The sequence below is a fragment of the Moorena producens PAL-8-15-08-1 genome, from assembly GCF_001767235.1.
Classification (GTDB): domain Bacteria; phylum Cyanobacteriota; class Cyanobacteriia; order Cyanobacteriales; family Coleofasciculaceae; genus Moorena; species Moorena producens_A.
The window spans coordinates 4,393,496-4,410,850 of the sequence record NZ_CP017599.1; the positions used below are offsets into that span (position 1 = coordinate 4,393,496).

Sequence of the window (17,355 nt, forward strand, 5' to 3'; positions counted from 1 at the left end):
GGATGTTTAGTTGAGATGTTCAACACTTAGGATTTTACGGTTATCGTAGTAATGAAGTCCACAGGATTTTTTCCAACTTCGAAGTTCCCTACTCCCTACTCCCTACTCCCTACTCCCTACTCCCTAATAATTTGTCCCTAAATAAATAATAATTTCTATCATTATCAATGACTTGTGAACTTTGTGGAAGAGATGTAGACCGATTAACAGTTCATCACCTGATACCGCGACAAAACACTAAGCGAAAAAAGATGAAACCTGGTCCAATCATTAATATTTGTCCTGCTTGTCACCGACAAATACATGCGTTATTCCCAAATGCTCGTTTAGCTCTGGAATTGAATACCTGTGAAGCATTAAAAAATGATCCTCAGATGCAGAAGTTTTTAGCATGGGTCAGAAAGCAAAAGCCTGATAAGCGGGTGAGGGTTTATCGTTCTTAAGCGATCGCGTAGCGTGACCATTCGCGTAGCGTGGCCGTTCGCGTAGCGTGGCCAAAAGGCCAAAAGGCCAAGGTCAATCGCATAAGCGCGTTTGTATCTGGGTTGTCAACACACGTATTCGATAAAAAGGCAAAAGGCAAGAGGCAAAAGGCAAGAGGCAAAAGGCAAAAGGCAAGAGGCAAGAGGCAAGAGGCAAAAGGCAAGAGGGGAAAGATATACGGAGTTTTATGGGAGAGTAAAAAAATACCTCTTAGGTTTAGATATCAGCAAAAATGCTATACCTGTCCTTTTCGTGAAAAGGATCTGTCAATGTGATTTAAAGCTTGCTGCTTCATGCTTTCAAGCTGCTTGTCACCCGGTGAGAGTCTTGGCTCAGATAACTTTAAAATCCGAGATAGTCTCAATCCAGACCCTTGCGCCACAATGTAGCGGATTATCAGGGCGATACATCACCCGGCAAGGGCCATTGACTTCGACAGTATGACCGTAAATGTTTTTAGAGCCTCGTTTTACCGTAATCACTGGATTGCGTTCCCCGGTGTTGTGATTTTGGCGAATCACTTTCTGATTAACGTGGATCACAGCCTTGGTGTAATTTGTACGCTTTGACCAATTCCGCTTTGGTCCACGAGTGCCAGGCGTTACCACTGGCATGCCATCAAACAGAGGAATCACCCAAGTTCTACCGACCTTATACGCTCCTTTGACTCTGCCCTTGCCCAGAAGGTAACGGACGCGAGTGGCGGAAACACCCAGTAAATCAGCGGCTTGTGCGGTAGAAATCATCATGGCGGCAAAACCATTGCTTTAACGATACTATTAGTCTAACCAGATTTTCAAGAAAATGCAAGGGGTTAGAAAAACTATTGCATTATCGTCACGGAATAGCTGGAGTGGGTGGAGTAGGTTAAGTGAGCTAAATAGGTGCTGTGGGCGCTTTAAAACTATTGCAGCGATGCAGCAAGGGAACAGGGGGTTTCCCCCATGAGCGACTGCATCAAGACATTGTCGTAATTTTAAGGAGTATCGGGGGTCGGATAGGTGGAGTGGTAGCAATAGGATTAGTAAAGGAAATAGTAGCAATCGGTTTAGTGGGTGCTATAAAACTATTGCATTGTCGCCACGAAGTAGTAGCAGTGGGTGTAGTGGGTTAAGTGAGTTTAATCGGTGGTGTAGGTGCTGTAAAACTATTGCAGCAATGCAGCAAGGGAACAGGGGGTTTCCCCCACTCGCGCTTTGCATCAAGACATTGTCGCCATCTTAAGGAGTATCGGGCGCGGGGAGATGGGGTAAATGGGGAGACGAAATTGATGTGTAGCCATAATTTACAGAATTGGTATAACTACAAATCAGATTTGAAACTACCCCCTACTTCAGTCATTAATCCTAGGGTGGGCAGTGCCTACCAAAGCGCTTTGCAAGCTTCATTATCTGTCTGGTGCACTGCCCACCCTACATGAACCAAGCTTATTGAGAATGGTGCAAGATTTGAGTATAACTACAAATCAAATTTGAGATTATACCCTGCGTGACTGAGCAATAAAAAAGTACCCTCAAGGGTACTGTTTCCTGAAAATCCTTAGCCTAGAATAAATTTATTGACCGTTGACCGTTGACCGTATATCATTCAACTTGGCATAAATATCCTCAACAACCTTTACATCATTGGACTTATAAAATAGAGAAATGAGCGAAACCAATATTTATAAACAAATTTGGGAAAGTGACGAAAACCAATTCTCGGTTAGCACTCGCACTAGTTCCGGAGAATGGGAAGACGAAACTGCTGACATTCTATTAGATGAGCAGGTCAAAGCTAGTGGTCAACGGGAAATCGACTTAGCCACCCGACCCTTATTCTATAAAGTCAATGAAGACAAATTATTCGATGAAACCCGCACCTATGCTAGTTTCATTAAACTTTTAGATAACTACGCTATCCGCTCTGTTGACCCAGAAGTTACTCCTGAAGAAGAAGAACATGAGCAGTTAGATTTTATTTCTCTGATTATGTCTACAAAACCGATACAGCTTGCCCGAAACTATATTAACGAAAAGTTAGGTGAGACTCTTTCGGAGCAGCAATTTAGACTCAAGCTACAGCGCATCTGGTTTGAACTCTACACCAATTACTACAAGGGCAAATCAACTCACTTCGCTTCTGGCTTTGAGCATGTATTTGTTGGGGAAGGAAAATACAATATCCGCTCTGGAGATCAACGAGAAACCCTTGGCAGCATTTCTGGTTATCACTCATGGGTAAAATTCTACCTTGATGAACAAAATCATAGAGTTAATTTTCTCGGCTACAAGTATGACTTACGAGGTAATCAAGGACCGAATAATCCCAACGTTGTCACGTTACAAATGACCCAAAATGTGACTGATATTCGAGGCAATGTTATTGCTAAATTGTTCAAGAAGAAAGGCGGATTTTTTGTTGGACCAAGCCCTGAATGTGAAATCGCGCTCGCAACCGTTGCCTATTATGAAAGTGTCTACGGCAAAATTCGTGACAAGGCTCGAATTACTATCAATGATGCCACTTACGATTTAGTCCTCTACCGCAGTACCAATCCCAATGGTAGCCGTGGCGAGTTTATTCGTTCCTTCTTTCCCATCTTCCTGAGCAAGGATGGCACAAAAGAAGAGGATGGTACAAAAGTTGTGCGAGTAGAGGGTATCATCAAGAATGATGGTCCTGTGGTAGTCGTAGCGGCATTACCTAATCCTGAAGGCTCCGATGAAGGGGGAAGGGAGTGGGTTGAGTTGAAGAATGTTACCAGTGAAGCCATTGACCTCACTGGCTGGGAGATGGCAGATAAACTAGGTCGTCCCCAACTCCTGAGTGGGATTCTTCAGCCCTTAGAAGTTAAGCGCTTCCCCATCACCCGTTTAACTCAATCCTCTATGCAGTTGAGCAATAAATCAGGATTGATCACAGTACGCGATCGCTCCTCTAACCAGATAGCAACAGTTAAATACTCTCGTGCTCGTTCTGGTAACATCTTTCAATTTAACTAGTCATCTCGAATCAGGTTAATCACTTGGTATTTAGGTTAATCGTAAGTATTCAGCTATCAGCGAACAGCGATTAGCGCTACGCCCACGCGTGGGCGTTCAGCTTTTGAATAAGCGATGCAGCTTCGGAACAGGGGGTTTCCCCCATGAGCGACTGCATCAAGACAACAGGTAAGCATTGGAATAATGCTGAGTTACGTTGGCTTTTGGGACCTCAAGTTGCGTGGCCAACGGCTAACGGCCAACGGCTAACGGCTGACGGCTGAATGCTTACGGTTAATCAATCGTTAATTGTTAATTATTAATTGTTAATTTTCAATTATCGATTTTCAATTGACGAAAAACCCAGAATGATAAGTATTCAACCAGACAGGATCGGACTAAGCTATCGCCCATTGAAACGACCTTTGCTTAGATCAGGAAAAAAAGCTGAAACTCTTGTCCCTTCTGCCTTATACCTTCTGCCTTCTCCCTTGCTGTTAAGCATTTTGTAAGCTATCAGCTAATGCGCTACGCCCACGCTTCTTGAGGTGCTATCAGCTATCAGTTATCAGTTATCAGCTATCATCTATCAGCTATCATCTATAAGCTATCAGTTATCAGTTATCAGTTATCAGTTATCAGTTATCAGCTTATGGGCTATGGGCTATGGGCACCCTAATTGAGGTGCTAAGGTTTCTTTTAAGCTGACGGCTGACGGCTGACCGCTGAATGCTTCCGGCATTTTTCATGCATAACAGCTTACTTATGTACAGAGCCATCAGGCATAGTTGCGCCCTTGAGGTTAATACGCCAGCGCTTAGCCCTCTTGATGTCTAAGTTAGCGCCCTTGAGGTTAGCTCCGCCCAGGTTAGCACCATGCAAGAGAGCACCGTTTAGGTTAGCCCCCTCGAGGTTAGCTCCCGACAGGTTAGCCCCCTTGAGGTTAGCTTTCCACAGGTTAGTCCCCTCTAGGTCGGCACCACTCAGATTAGCCCCCTGCAGCTTAGCTTTATTGAGATTCTTATCCTGTAGGTTGATATTTGGGAGATTGCAGCCTTGGCATTCTCCACTGGTTAGCAACTGTCTGGCTGGACTGGTGATCCAGGCATAGGTTATAGCCGATGAAGAAGCAGCCACAAGACTGAGGGTGGCAAGTTTGACTACTGCTTTTGTTGGTTGTATAGCCTGCAACAGTGTTTTTAGAGGAGTGACATCATTCACCACATCAATCGGCTTCAGGGCTTTGAGGGCAGTTGCTGCATCGGGATAGCGATGTTTGAGGTTAGGTGCCACCATTTTGTGGAGCCAATGAATAAACTGGGGATTTAGCTTGGGCAACAGTGCTTTGAAATTAATCCGATAATTCTCATCAACTAAGGTGTTGATTTCGCTAGATTTTGTCCCTGTCAGCAAGCAAATCAGGGTTATTCCTAAGCTATAGAGATCAGATGCTTTGGTCAATTGCCGATTAAACATCTGCTCTGGTGGCATAAACCCTACACTACCTTTAACAACGCTACTGAGGGTCACATCCCCACCTGCTATCCGGGCAAAACCGAAATCTACTAGATACACCTTCAAGTTGCCCTGTCTATCAACCAAAATATTTTCTGGTTTAATATCTCGATGAATCACAGGAGGTTGCCGCCGTTGCAAGTAAACCAAGACTTCCAAGACCGCGATCGCAATTTGCTTAACTTCTTCTGGTGTCCAGTGGTAATCCTCCGCGAGGGAAGGTGCTGGTTTATATTCTTGGACTAAGCAAAATCCAGTGGGAGTGTCAAAAGAATCGATATAGCGAGGAATGCTAGGATGATTTAGCTGCTGCAGGAGTTTAATTTCTCGTTCATAAGTGTCGTATTCTGCCCAGCTAGTACCTAATTGGGAAAACTGCAACTGCTTAATCACAACCGGTTGCTGAGTCTCCAGTTGTGTCGCCAGGTAGGTGACTCTACCCCCAGCGTGATTTTGTCCTAACTCTTGTTTAATTTCATAGCCCTGGGGGCTAAAGTCTAGATCCTTGCTCATAGTGCTAATTTCAACTTTCCATGTTTAAGAAGCGGATATGATGACCACCGAAGAACACACATCTAATCTCTATCCTGGCATATAGTTTTTATACCCAGTTGCTTTCTGTTGTAGCAAATGAGGACAACATCCGGAGAGGGAAGAAGGGTGAAGAGTGGAAGCTTTGGGGTTGTCAACAATTGTCATATCATCCTGCAACGGGAGTAACGCCCATGATTAAAATTACTGATCACTGATAGGTGATTTAATATATCTTATTTAATATAGCTGATTTAATATAGCTGATTGCTTACATCCCATTTCCTACCGGGTGACGCTACCGCAAATCCAATTACTTCTATCAACCACTAATTCCGGAAACACTGTTGGTTTCTTGAAAAAAACTAAATAGAAGTGATTCTGGTAGGAAAAAATTCTTTGAAAATTAATCCAAATCATTCCTTATGGGGAAAGCTCCTCAACGGGCGTTATAAAATCATTGAATCTTTAAGTGCTGGGGCATTTGGCAAAACCTATATCGCAGAGGATACCCGACAACAGGGCAATCCCCGCTATGTGATTAAGTATCTTCAGCCCAAAAGCGATGATCCTCAAAAATGGCAATTTCTTAAGCGTCTCTGGCTCAATGAAGCTCAAACCTTGATCAAACTGGGCAGCCATAACCAAATTCCCCGTCTACTTGATTATTTTGAAGATAACCAGGGATTTTACTTAGTTCAAAACTTAATTGTCGGAGAAACTCTTAGTACTGAACTGCCAATCAGCCAAAACAGTAATAAACGCTTTAGCGAAAACCAGTGCATTGAACTATTAGAAGATGTTCTAGGCATTCTAGAATTTATTCACCGCCAAGGGATAATTCATAGAGACCTCAAACCCAATAACCTAATCAGACGAGGGTCAGACCGTAGGCTAGTTTTGATTGACTTTGGTGCTGCTGAGCTGATTAATTCAAAGCCAATCAAAGCCCATCTGACCGAGTATCCACGGTCTGATGCATCCAGCACAATTCGTCCCTTCGCCTACATACCCCCAGAGCAACTTGCTGGTCAATCCTTTCCTAACAGTGACATTTATTCCCTAGGAATGATTGCGATTCACGCCCTCACAGGCATGACCCCAATGCAATTGGCTGACCCTGAGACTGGTGAGATTCATTGGCGAAACCATGTATCGGTTAGCGATAAAATGGCGTTTGTACTCAACCATATGGTCTCTTACAACAGCAAATTGCGTTATCAGTCAGCAAATGATGCATTAATCGTACTTAAAACACTCATGTCTACTCAAAGTCCTGAGTTAAAAGTATCTATTGCTAAGTCTGACTCAGAACTGATAACCGAGCACTCAGCACTCAGTATCAAGTTTAGTGACAATGACACTCTTGAATTCCACGTTCTGGATACTCAGTCTGACTCAGAACTGATAACCGAGCACTCAGCACTCAGTATCGAGTTTAGTGACAATGACACTTTTGAATTAAGCGTGCTGGATACTCAGTCTGACTCAAGGGTTACCATTGAAGACTCAGCACTGACTAGGGAGTCTAGCTCACAAGAATTAAAACAGGCAGCGCCATTGTCTGACTCAGGAGTCAAAACTGAGCAGGAAACACTCAGCACTCAAGACTCAAAAACTAGTAATAACGACTCAGCACTTAGCAATGATGAGCCGGAATTACATTGGAAAGTGTATGTCCGTGAATTCGCCCTATATAGCTGGCCAAAATTGCCACCTTTACTGAAAAGAATCGGAGTCGGAGCAGCAAGCTCCAATGGTATAGCGATTTTAATCGGACTTTATGCTCTACTGAATGCTTCTGCGTCTCGTTCTGAATTTGATATTCTACAAAAGGCAATCAAACACTATCAAGCCGGTGATTTGGAGGAAGCGATCGCACTAGCAGAATCGATTCCTAGCGATAGTCTGATCTATGAACAATCTCTAAATACGGTTCAACAGTGGCAGCAACAATGGCAAGGTGCTGAAGCTCTATTTAAGGCTACAGAGCAAGCCTTTTATCAAGAACGATGGTCAGATGTGCTTGAGGGATACGATAAAATGCCCTCAATTGGCTTTTGGCAAAAGAAGATGGAGCCCTTAGTCAAGAAGGCAAAACCTCGCCTTGAGGCAGAAGCCCAAGGGTTATTAAAGCAAGCCTACAAACAAGCATTAGCCCAAGACTTTAGCAATGCGATCGCACTACTCGAACAAATCCATCCAGAAACCCCCACCGGTGCTAAAGTCCAACCAAAGCTGAAGGAATATCAGCAAAAGCAACAGATTCGAGCAGAGTATTTGTTACAAGAAGCCTATGAACAAGGAGGACAGGGTAACTTTATTCAAGCGCTAGTGTATTTGTCTCAAATCCCTAAAGAAACCCCCACCTACCAGAAAGCGAGAATCAAGATAGCTGAGTATTCCCGTAAGCAGCATTTAAAGGAAGAAGTGGAACGACAAGCTGCATTAGCTAGAGCAGTGTTAGAAAAACAAAGGCAATCAGGGGTTAACCAAAAACCGTTGCTCAAGGTCAACGTTGAATCAAGCCGTTCCCCACTCAAGCATGGGCTACAGTGGCAAAAAGTCAACGATTAGGATAGTATTGTTGACTACTGACTGGTGACTACTGACTGATGACTACTGACTGGCTTATATTTACTTGACTGCTTAGTGTTAACTATTTATTGTTTACTTTACCTTGTACTCAAAACTCCCGACACCACAGTGATTTCAAAAAAATTTGCGAAAGTACTTGCCAGACTTTGTACTGTATGATTATAATAAGTAGATGTGAAGAGCAATTGTTTGGCAATCCTCAGTAGCTCAGCGGTAGAGCGGTCGGCTGTTAACCGATTGGTCGCAAGTTCGAATCTTGCCTGGGGAGTTTAATTATTTTTAATTATTAGGTTGAATTAACGCGCTGTTAGCGGGACTCCCCACTCGTCTTACTATAGGGATGGAGAGGGGATAAGTTTTTTTCCTAATACAATTCGTTGGAGGTTTTTAAATAACGGCTTGCCCTGACGGACCGCAAATACCCCGGCTTTGGGACGTTGGTAATTTTGCATAGTAGCAATATCACCGGCTGCAAAGATATGAGGGTGGGAAATTGATTGGAGGGTATCAGCAACGAGAATAAATCCTCGCTCATCTGTGGTTAATCCTGAGGCTTTAATCCAACTCGGAGCCGAAGCTTGAGTGACCCAAAAGACGTGATGGCATTCTACCTTTAATCCAGAGTCACAGATTACCGTTAGTAATTGGGGTAGTAATTGGGGGTCTAAATGAGCACTGTCACTATTATTGTTTGCTATCGATTGATTCAGTTGATTCTGATCGAAATGGGGAGATATTTGGCTGACACGTTCGAGTAAATGAAGCTGAATTCCCCGCTGTAATAAAATTTTTTTTAAGTGGTTGCTGACCCAAGAATTGTGATGGGGTAACAGTTTAGTGCCTCGATGGAACAGGTGAATTTGTAAATTCTTACTGGGGTGGGAATCATTAGTCAATCGTTGATGCAATAGTTTCTTTAATTTGCCTTGGACATTCACTGCCAATTCTACTCCCCCTGCCCCACCACCAACGATGCCAAGGCTCAGAGGTCGCTTTGGGTTCTGTTTGACTCCTGCCACGATTCCCTCCCAAGCTGCCAAAAACTTAGGGACGGGTTTAGCAGCGATCGCATACTTGTCCGCTCCCGGCGTTAACATTGTTGCTGGCGTACTGCCAATATCAATCGACAAGTAATCAAAAATTCTGGATGAAACGCCACGGGAACCCTTAATGGCTTTGCTCAATAGTGGCGTATCCCCCTTAACTGCACTTCTGTACAGTCTGATTCCCCAAGCCTTTTTAAATCTTCTTTCCTACACTGTCTATCGCTTTGATTGTGCCATTCGCTCAGCAACAGTACTGGGGATTATTGGTGCTGGAGGATTAGGTTATCAGATGTTTCTGAGTTTACAGTCCCTGCGTTACGAGCAACTGTGGACATTTTTCTATGTTCTGTCTTTTCCAGCAGCCCATAATTTTATCCTTCCCGGTGGATTGCTCAATCCCAATCCCAAGGCATTAACTATTGCGTCGGTACAAGGTTGGACAATACTGGTGCGTGCCTCGGATAGTTCTACTGTTTTGCCGAGCCATTCCCCCACCGATTTGGGCAATAGTAGCGCTGTTTGTCCTGTTTCCTGGAATTTTACCCGGTGCGATCGCACTGGGATTAAACAACCTCGGTATTCTAGGCAGATTAATGACAGAAACCAATGAAAACCTGGAAAAGCCTCCTTTAGAAGCCTTAAAAGCCCAGGGAACTCCAGGAAACCGGCTATTTCTCTATGGGATACTACCGATTAACTTGCCCCGTTTCCTAGCTTATATCCTCTATCGCTGGGAAGTCTGCATCCGGGAGACTGTCATGGTCGGTAAGTCGTAGCTGGAGGGTTAGGTCTGTTGCTGACCGAACAATTGAGCAGCTTTGACTATAGCAGTGTAGTGGTAACGCTGCGCATGTTTCGTGATTTTGACTTTTTTAGTCGATTGGGTCAGTGCTGCCGCTAGAGGCTCAAAAACTTAACTAGTAATCCTGAGATTTCTCACAAACTTGAGAAAGTATGACTAGGAGAAAATATTTTGACACAACTATACTGGCAGCAAAATCATTAGATCACCCAAATCCTTCGCCGTACTTGAATTAACTTGAATTAACTTCACCCCATCACCCATCCCCCTATCACCCCATCACCCCATCTGTGAGTGAACCAACTCTCGACCTATTTTTATTCGCACAAAAGAAACTTTTTGTCGATGATTTACGTCACCTAAAGTTATGACAATTGTCACAACCCCTATTACCGTAGGATCACCCACAATCCACGAAAAATTCAGGATACTGAAGATAGGGGTAACTACTTAATAACGTTACTACTAGATGACGTTGCGACTAGAGGAGTGTAAAATGTTGGAAAAACTTATCTTAGCTATCACCTTCACCTTAGTACTTTATTTATCGTCAGATTTCGGTTTAATGAGCACCGACTCAACTTCTTCTGCTCCTCCGGCATCGGACTTTACAGAAGAAGTTGTGAGTAACTTACCATCAAACTGACATCTGAGACTACTTCATTAACCCTTTTTGTCACCTTTTTAGGACTAAATCCGCTTTACTTTTTCAGTGATTTGTGTAATTTGTTGGTAATTTGTTCCCATAAGCTCTTCTGAGTTTTAGGCTGCAAAGACTCATCCTCTGGCATAGGTTCATTCAAATAGCGGTAATGTTTCCAGATATCCCAATAAGGACAACCAGGCTGAATACGAATACCAGCCCAGTGTAGATATTGTAGGGGTTGATTCAAATTTGGATCAATAAGTCGTACTCCTTGGGTTTGAAATTGTTTACTACCTGCCCAATTTCCTGGAGCTCCCCCTGGTCTACGCACAATATTAAATCGGTGGTGCATCTGCTTCAATATCATATAGTTGATAATCGGCTGATCGGAGGTTTTCTGGGAAAAGTCAAAATACTCGGGATGAGCCGCACACTCAGCAAAGGTTTCATATAAAGTTTCTTCACTAATCTTATTTTTCTTGGCTCCCCAAAACCCCCCATTAAAGATATCCTTCAGTTCCGCTTCACTAAAAATCTTATCTTCAATAACTTTAGGGGTGAAAACATTAGTGATTCCCCCGACATGCTGGTAATCACAGCAAATAAAATCATAGTCAGCCAGGTAGTCAAGAGTATCTGCTATCTTCTCAAAAACAACGATATCGGTATCGATATAAATAAATTCATCAAAAGTTCCAAACCAGCAAGCCTGTTTCCGGAACTGATTCGGTCTAGCAAAAAATCCCTCCCCGAAAATTTCGTGTAGCTTAGTAGACAGGCGTTCGATAAATGCCAAATCTGGATAAATCTCTACCCCATAGGACTCTTTAAGAATTTGAGCCACCTTTTGATAATTGTCATCATAGGGAATCAAAACAATTGGGGTATCGCTATCATAAGAGCGGATACTATTTAGTAATGCAATAGACTGCTCAATCACCCGGTCATTAGCAGTGATGTAAATTCCACGATTCATATTTTCTGCCTCAACGACTCAATCCTAACTTTTTGAAGACTTTAGTGGTTAAACTAGGAGGCTGGTTGTAAGGTTTAGCCTTAGTAGTAAACTGAGGACGTTTTTCGGGTTGATGATAATATCGGTAATGTAAGAAAATATCCCGGTAGGGAAAGTCGATATTCTCCCCAGCACACAGTTTATTGAAAACTTTTGATTTGATTCCAATGTAATGGAGATAAGTCAGGCGATTCCCATGATCATAAAGTAGATTATCCCGAACCTCAAAGTGAGGAGATGTTACCGAATTACCGGTTCTTTTATCTTTAGGCAAACTCACAGCAAAATTATGGATTGATAACCCAGACCTCATCCTCATGTAGTTGAGTACAGATTGGTTAGGGGCTCGCTTATACAGAACCTCTGCTTCCCCATTAGCTAACTGAGAAACTAACCATTCTCGCTGCTCTTCAGGAAATAATCCTCGCTTAGCCCCATAAAATCCGGAACAGAAAATTTCTGAATTAATCTGGGATTCATCGAATACTTCTAGTAACTTCGGTGAGGCTACGTTAAAAATATGTGCTGGGTCTTTATACTGAAAGTCATAAACCACAAAATCACTCTCATCTAACTGCTTAAAGACGAAATCTAACGAATTCATCAGCAGAGTGTCAGCATCGAGATAGATAAATTTTTCAAATGGACTCTCTGGATCAAAGGCACAGTAACGATGATTTTCACCAACTCGATAGAATTTCGTCTTCATGCCTTGTGCCTGCCATTCTTGTAAGGCTGAGGGGTGAGTTTTCCAGACACGGTAGGAAAACTCTTCCCAACGGACAAATAGTTCTGGATTATCCAGCAAGATTACATTATCTCGGGTGGCAATGTCTTGACGGACCTTGTCTAACTGATCATTGTAGGCAATCACACAAACTGGAGTCTCTTTGCCAGCATTAACTTCTATACTATTGAGCAGTGCTACCAGTTGGTCGTAAACCACATCATTAGCTAATGTATAAATTCCTGTGCTCATCTAGACTTACCCCAGTTTTTCCACTACCTTAGACAAGAAGTTGAGTAAATTCAACTCATGTAAAATGATTTGACGTGCTTCTGCGATCGCATCTAGAGCCTCATGCCATGCATCCAGTGTAGCGGTCACTTCCTGAATGTAAGCTAAGCCCTTTTCATCCTCACTTGGCAGTCTCAAAAAGCTTCCTGGAGGCAATAATTTATCAGCACCAGAACCACCATAGTAGATGGGTAAACACCACGCTAATAAAGCATCCCACAACTTTTCACTCACATACCAATCATTACCAGCATAGTTTTCAATCGCCAGGTTGTAGTAATAAGGAGCCATCGCATTCCACTTATTCCCTACTTTTCCATATCCGTTTACCCAGTCTGGCAAATCCCGTCCATACACGTCAAATTCTAGATCACTGTCCCTCAACAGCTTCAAAAACGCCAAACGCTGACGATGATTAGCCGTACGAGCAATACCGGAGGTAATCCAACAACAAGAACGAGTTTTTTCAGGTGGTCCCATTTCATTCAATTCACGAAACGAATTGTTGTGGTATGAAATAGCAGGCATATAGTCAGGAATGGGCGCAAAATCATCAGGACCACATACATAGCCACAGTATTCCTGAGCTTGTTTATATTCATTAATTCGGATCTCTTCCCGTTCTGGGAATGGAGGTTCCCGCACCAAAGAAATAATCCGTTCTTTTGGCACTCCCCGCAAGAGAGTCTTGAGATCTGGGACTTTCGGATCAGGGGGCTTGTGAGCTAGCCCAAAAAAGTTGCCAAATTTGGGTAATCGTGGTTTGATGTCAGAAAATTCGTTAAAGTTGTATAGCAGTAAAAAATCCGGTTGAGGTGCAGTAGCTATCATTTGAATATTTTTCCAAACCCCCAAAGGACGAGGGGTTTGCTTCCATAGCCAATCAACAGGACTGGGTTTCAGTGCCTTATAGCTACTTATCATACCGATAACTTTTTTGTCCATAGTTTTGGACATAGCTTAATTCCCTAACTCATCAAGTTTAAGTTGATAATAATTTGATCAGCTTAGTTTAAGCTTAACGTAAGCATTCAGCTATCAGCTATCAGCCTATGCACTACTTGAGGTACTACTATTCGCGCAGCACCTTAAGTAGCGCAATCGGTGCTTTTGAATAAAATAAGCTGTTCGCGCAGCGTGAGCTTTTAGCTCACGGCTGACGGCTGACTTCTGAATGCTTACAGCTTAACTTACTTAACTTAATTGTCAACTTATAATTGTCAACTTACTTGTTCACTTAATGTTCAACACTTTAGCCATTGGGAAAGATCCCGACCAATCAAATCTTGAAGCTGGAGGATATCCTCACGATAGAATTCAATCAATTGCTTCCGCACTGCTGGTGATAACTTAGGTTTCCCACGATTTAAATATCTAATCTTGTTAACTAGTTTATCCCTTAGGCTAGCAGGAAGCAATGGACTGAGAATGGATTTAACTGGGTGCGGTTGGTTCAAAAATGATTCCAAGGCTTTGTTTTTGGGAAGGCGAGGAGCTTGCCTAACTTTTTCAGATATATCTGGGGTAAAAGTATCGTCTATCTGCAAAAAACCAAACATATCTTTCAGCATACCTATAGGATTATTATTCAAATCTTCGTATAGATAAACCTTAATCTGGCTTTTTTCAAACGCCTCATAATAACGCTTCATTTGGACATAGTAAAGTCCCTGGTGTTTATAGTGCCAGAAGGACCACCAGTTATTTTGAATGCGCTTCTCTTCTTGGGCAAGAGCCTCAGCAAAATCCGTTAGTGGCTCGCGCTCTTGCTTGAGTAAATGTAAATAGTTTGAATAGGCTCTTTCTGCTGGATCTCGAAGAATGGCGATCAGTTTCGCCTTAGGAATGTAGTACTTTATGCGTTCAACAGATTTAGCAATGTAGAGATAACTTGTAGATGCTTCACCAATAGCTACTTGATTAGTTACCTTTTTAAAAAGTTTACGATAGACGTCAATATTAGTAACAATGAAATCAGCTTCTTTTTCATCTCCCAAACCACGGAAATCTAAATTTTTCCCTTCAAAAGCAAAAAACCTAGGTTCCTTGGAAGGACTCATGTAGATTTGCGGATGCTGCTTTAGATATCGATAAATTGAGGTAGTTCCAGCCTTAGCTGCACCTATGATTAAAAAGTTGGGCATTGTCATGAGTCTATCTAGTTAACTGATCCTTGAGAAAGTGAAAAGTGTTTAATCAAGTCTTTAGACTAGACATGAAATGATCAGGAGAGGGGGGCTGACATTGTCATGTGATCATGTCTTCTTATTTCCTATTTTTGACCTGATCTCCCCATCACCTCATCACCCGATATCGAGCTCTCGATATCGGCAAGTATTTCTAGTAAGCATAACCGAAATTGAGATCAGTTTTTGATGCAAAGCGCGAGTGGGGGAAACCCCCGCAGGTCGGCGCTGCCTCCCCAAGACCGTAATGGTGCGTTTGACCCGTAATTAAATTGGCCACGGGTCGCACCTGAGGCATCGCTGATTCAAAAGCTGTTCGCGCAGCACCTCAAGTAGCGGATTAGCTGTTCGCGTAGCGTGCCCGTAGCGCTTAAGCTGATATAGCACTACGCACTATGGTGTTTGACAAGTGAAGAAAAATTAAAATCGCTCAATCCCTTGATTAGTAAGCTTTTTTCTTCACTATTGCGCTTCATGCCTATTGCGCTTCATGCCTGGCGCGTAGCGCTATAACTGATAACTGATAGCTGATAGCTCAATGATTACTTTAACCCTAAGCGTAACCGTATTAATCAGATATTATAGGATGTATAGATTCTGCGACATTGCTCATAATTTTGGCCATTCTATTTTCCCAAGAAAACTGACGCCCCCACTCAATTTGAGCAGCATAACCATTCACGTTTCTGGGATAGGTTTCTAATACCTGCTGGAGGCAACGAGTCAATTGAGCTGGGTTATCCGGTTCACACCAGCCAGCAATAGCACTGGACGATTTAAATTCCATCAACGGAGGAATTTCTGTTGCCACAATCGGAGTTCCTGAAGCCATATACTCAAAGAGCTTCAGAGGAGACGTAAAGCTAGCGGCCTCACCAGAACAGTGAGGATGAGCCAACACATCAGCAGCTTGGAGTAAGCTGGGAAGCTGCTGGTGGGGAATATAACCTAAGAAGGTAACATTGTTAGCTTGCTTTTCCCGAGCTAGCTGCTGATAAGACTGTACTTGAGATTCGTTGCCACCAGCAAAGACAAATTGAATCTGTGGTAATTCTTTAGCAACATCAACTAATAAGTTGACCCCTTTGAAGCGATAGAGTCCTCCTGAATAGACCACTAACCTTTGGCGGTTATCCACCAAAAGTTTTTTGCGCCATTCAGAGGCTGGTTCTGGTTGTCTTACTAAAAAAGACTGATTGAAGCCACTATGGAGTTTGATAATCTTTTCTGGGGGCATACCCCTACGAATCATATCGTCCCGAATATTATCAGCTACGGTGACTGCAACTTTAAAAAGTGGGTTTTGGACAATCGATTGATCATAGTCACTTTTTTTATAATGTTCCCGCTCATAAATGACTGGAATACCATGCTTGATGGCTGTTTTGACTAAATTCCAATCCAAGGTGTGTAAGATTTGAGTATGGGGAAAAATATGAATTGGAAAATAGTAACGACAAACGATTGTGCTGGGGCTAGTTAGTTTGCCTTTGATGTGACCAATGGGCCAAGGCATAGGTAGGGGAGCCACCTTGAGCTGATCCTGAATACTGTAAAACTTGGTCAGGTTTTCCGGTGGCTGTTGGAGCCGAAATGGATAAACCCAGTCTAAGGGATTCAGGGATTTCTCTGGGGGGTGAAGATAGACTAAAACAGTAGAATAACCAAGGTTAGCAGCAGCATTGGCGGAATTTACATCATGAACTAAGTGGGCAGCATTGGGTTGAGGTAAAGTATTTCTGGTAAAAAAGATATAGTGTTTATTCATTGTTAGTTTAGAATTGTTAATTGATCAGATCTTCTGTTTGCCATTAATACTTAACTAGTGTATTTGCTGAGCTCTCTACCACCATACTTCCCAAATTTGACCAAGCTATCCCCTTATAACACTCTTGATTTTGATAAAACCATTTCGTCAGGACATCTCTAATTTCGAGCAATAGGGCGATTGCTAGTTTCTGCTGTTTAATATGAAGTCTGGTTAATCACTTTTGATTTACGGAAGTCACTGATGGTTTATGGTTAATGGTTGATTGTTGATCGTAGTTGCATCAACTATATTGTCTTGCCTAATCCCTATACTATTAGTAATTCCCCTGATTTATCCTAATTTCGGTTATGCTCGCTACACATAATTGAAGATTGGGCAAGGGATTGGTTAACCCACTTAACATATGAATCGAGAATCGTCAATTACCAATTACCAATTACCCGATCCAATTACCTGATCTCCGATAGGATAAGTAATTCAAGGAATACCGTATCATATCTAACATCTGTTGTCAGAAAACTAGTTTTGTCTACGGCCAATATTATAATTTTTTTGTATAAAAAATAACATAAATTCATCAGTAATCAATCAGGGATCAATTAGGGATCAATTATAAATCAATAGGATAGAAGCTTATTTTTAATCAAAAAACCTAGTCTTGGAGTGCCAATATCTTGAGAATATTAAAAAATGCAAACAATATTGCTAAGTATTGTTAAATTAATTTCCAAAAAACTAAGACTTAAATACAATAGTTAAGGAAAGATTAACGATTGCTGCC

Annotated in this window: 15 protein-coding genes and 1 tRNA gene; 7 read left to right on the forward strand and 9 right to left on the reverse strand. The window is 42.3% G+C overall.

The window, feature by feature from the left end; translation table 11 throughout:
• Nucleotides 1-167: 167 nt before the first annotated feature.
• Complete coding sequence (locus BJP34_RS16255) at nt 168-443, forward strand: HNH endonuclease (RefSeq protein WP_070393241.1); 276 nt, start codon at nt 168-170, stop codon at nt 441-443.
• On the opposite strand, the gene BJP34_RS43480 is transcribed toward BJP34_RS16255, so the two are convergent.
• Entirely contained in the window at nt 440-646 is a 207-nt protein-coding gene (locus tag BJP34_RS43480) for a hypothetical protein (protein ID WP_158517255.1), read from the reverse strand. The two genes, BJP34_RS16255 and BJP34_RS43480, sit on opposite strands and share 4 nt — an antisense overlap.
• Nucleotides 647-815: 169 nt before the next feature.
• Nucleotides 816-1,232, reverse strand: a complete 417-nt coding sequence (locus BJP34_RS16265) for a helix-turn-helix domain-containing protein (RefSeq protein WP_070393243.1) — start codon at nt 1,230-1,232, stop codon at nt 816-818.
• Nucleotides 1,233-1,372: 140 nt separating this feature from the next.
• Here BJP34_RS16265 and BJP34_RS16270 point away from each other — a divergent pair, with 140 nt between their 5' ends.
• Together BJP34_RS16270 and BJP34_RS16280 are read left to right on the forward strand one after the other, a co-directional pair.
• The gene (locus BJP34_RS16270) at nt 1,373-1,597 is read left to right on the forward strand and encodes a hypothetical protein (protein ID WP_070393244.1); all 225 of its coding nucleotides are present in this window, start codon (nt 1,373-1,375) and stop codon (nt 1,595-1,597) included.
• Between the two features lie 532 nt (nt 1,598-2,129).
• Complete coding sequence (locus tag BJP34_RS16280) at nt 2,130-3,467, forward strand: lamin tail domain-containing protein (protein ID WP_070393246.1); 1,338 nt, start codon at nt 2,130-2,132, stop codon at nt 3,465-3,467.
• A gap of 738 nt (nt 3,468-4,205) precedes the next feature.
• Here the strand turns inward: BJP34_RS16280 and BJP34_RS50050 are convergent.
• Entirely contained in the window at nt 4,206-5,474 is a 1,269-nt protein-coding gene (locus BJP34_RS50050) for a serine/threonine-protein kinase (protein ID WP_070393247.1), read from the reverse strand.
• A 417-nt stretch (nt 5,475-5,891) separates the two neighbouring features.
• On the opposite strand from BJP34_RS50050, the gene BJP34_RS16290 reads away from it, so the two are divergent.
• Nucleotides 5,892-8,069, forward strand: a complete 2,178-nt coding sequence (locus BJP34_RS16290; protein ID WP_158517256.1) for a serine/threonine-protein kinase — start codon at nt 5,892-5,894, stop codon at nt 8,067-8,069.
• Between the two features lie 217 nt (nt 8,070-8,286).
• Nucleotides 8,287-8,358, forward strand: a tRNA-Asn gene (locus BJP34_RS16295).
• Between the two features lie 64 nt (nt 8,359-8,422).
• Here BJP34_RS16295 and BJP34_RS16300 read toward each other — a convergent pair.
• Complete coding sequence (locus tag BJP34_RS16300) at nt 8,423-9,274, reverse strand: FAD-dependent oxidoreductase (protein ID WP_229424397.1); 852 nt, start codon at nt 9,272-9,274, stop codon at nt 8,423-8,425.
• Between BJP34_RS16300 and BJP34_RS43485 the strand changes: the two genes are divergently transcribed.
• Both BJP34_RS43485 and BJP34_RS47540 read left to right on the forward strand, forming a co-directional pair.
• Entirely contained in the window at nt 9,261-9,746 is a 486-nt protein-coding gene (locus BJP34_RS43485) for a hypothetical protein (protein WP_070393250.1), read from the forward strand. The genes BJP34_RS16300 and BJP34_RS43485 overlap by 14 nt on opposite strands.
• Nucleotides 9,652-9,912, forward strand: coding sequence for a PhnE/PtxC family ABC transporter permease (locus BJP34_RS47540; protein WP_229424466.1), 261 nt, complete (start codon nt 9,652-9,654; stop codon nt 9,910-9,912). The genes BJP34_RS43485 and BJP34_RS47540 overlap by 95 nt, the downstream gene beginning before the upstream one ends.
• A 727-nt stretch (nt 9,913-10,639) precedes the next feature.
• Here the strand turns inward: BJP34_RS47540 and BJP34_RS16315 are convergent.
• From BJP34_RS16315 to BJP34_RS16335, 5 genes are all read right to left on the reverse strand, one after another.
• The gene (locus BJP34_RS16315; protein ID WP_070393252.1) at nt 10,640-11,560 is read right to left on the reverse strand and encodes an Npun_R2821/Npun_R2822 family protein; all 921 of its coding nucleotides are present in this window, start codon (nt 11,558-11,560) and stop codon (nt 10,640-10,642) included.
• A 10-nt stretch (nt 11,561-11,570) separates the two neighbouring features.
• Nucleotides 11,571-12,578, reverse strand: coding sequence for an Npun_R2821/Npun_R2822 family protein (locus BJP34_RS16320; protein ID WP_070393253.1), 1,008 nt, complete (start codon nt 12,576-12,578; stop codon nt 11,571-11,573).
• Between the two features lie 6 nt (nt 12,579-12,584).
• Nucleotides 12,585-13,562 carry a glycosyltransferase family 10 domain-containing protein gene (locus tag BJP34_RS16325; protein ID WP_070396706.1) on the reverse strand — a complete coding sequence of 326 codons (978 nt, stop codon included), beginning with the start codon at nt 13,560-13,562 and terminating at the stop codon, nt 12,585-12,587.
• Between the two features lie 299 nt (nt 13,563-13,861).
• The gene (locus BJP34_RS16330; protein ID WP_229424398.1) at nt 13,862-14,761 is read right to left on the reverse strand and encodes a sulfotransferase family protein; all 900 of its coding nucleotides are present in this window, start codon (nt 14,759-14,761) and stop codon (nt 13,862-13,864) included.
• A gap of 610 nt (nt 14,762-15,371) precedes the next feature.
• Nucleotides 15,372-16,571, reverse strand: a complete 1,200-nt coding sequence (locus tag BJP34_RS16335; RefSeq protein WP_070393255.1) for a glycosyltransferase — start codon at nt 16,569-16,571, stop codon at nt 15,372-15,374.
• Between the last annotated feature and the right edge of the window lie 784 nt (nt 16,572-17,355).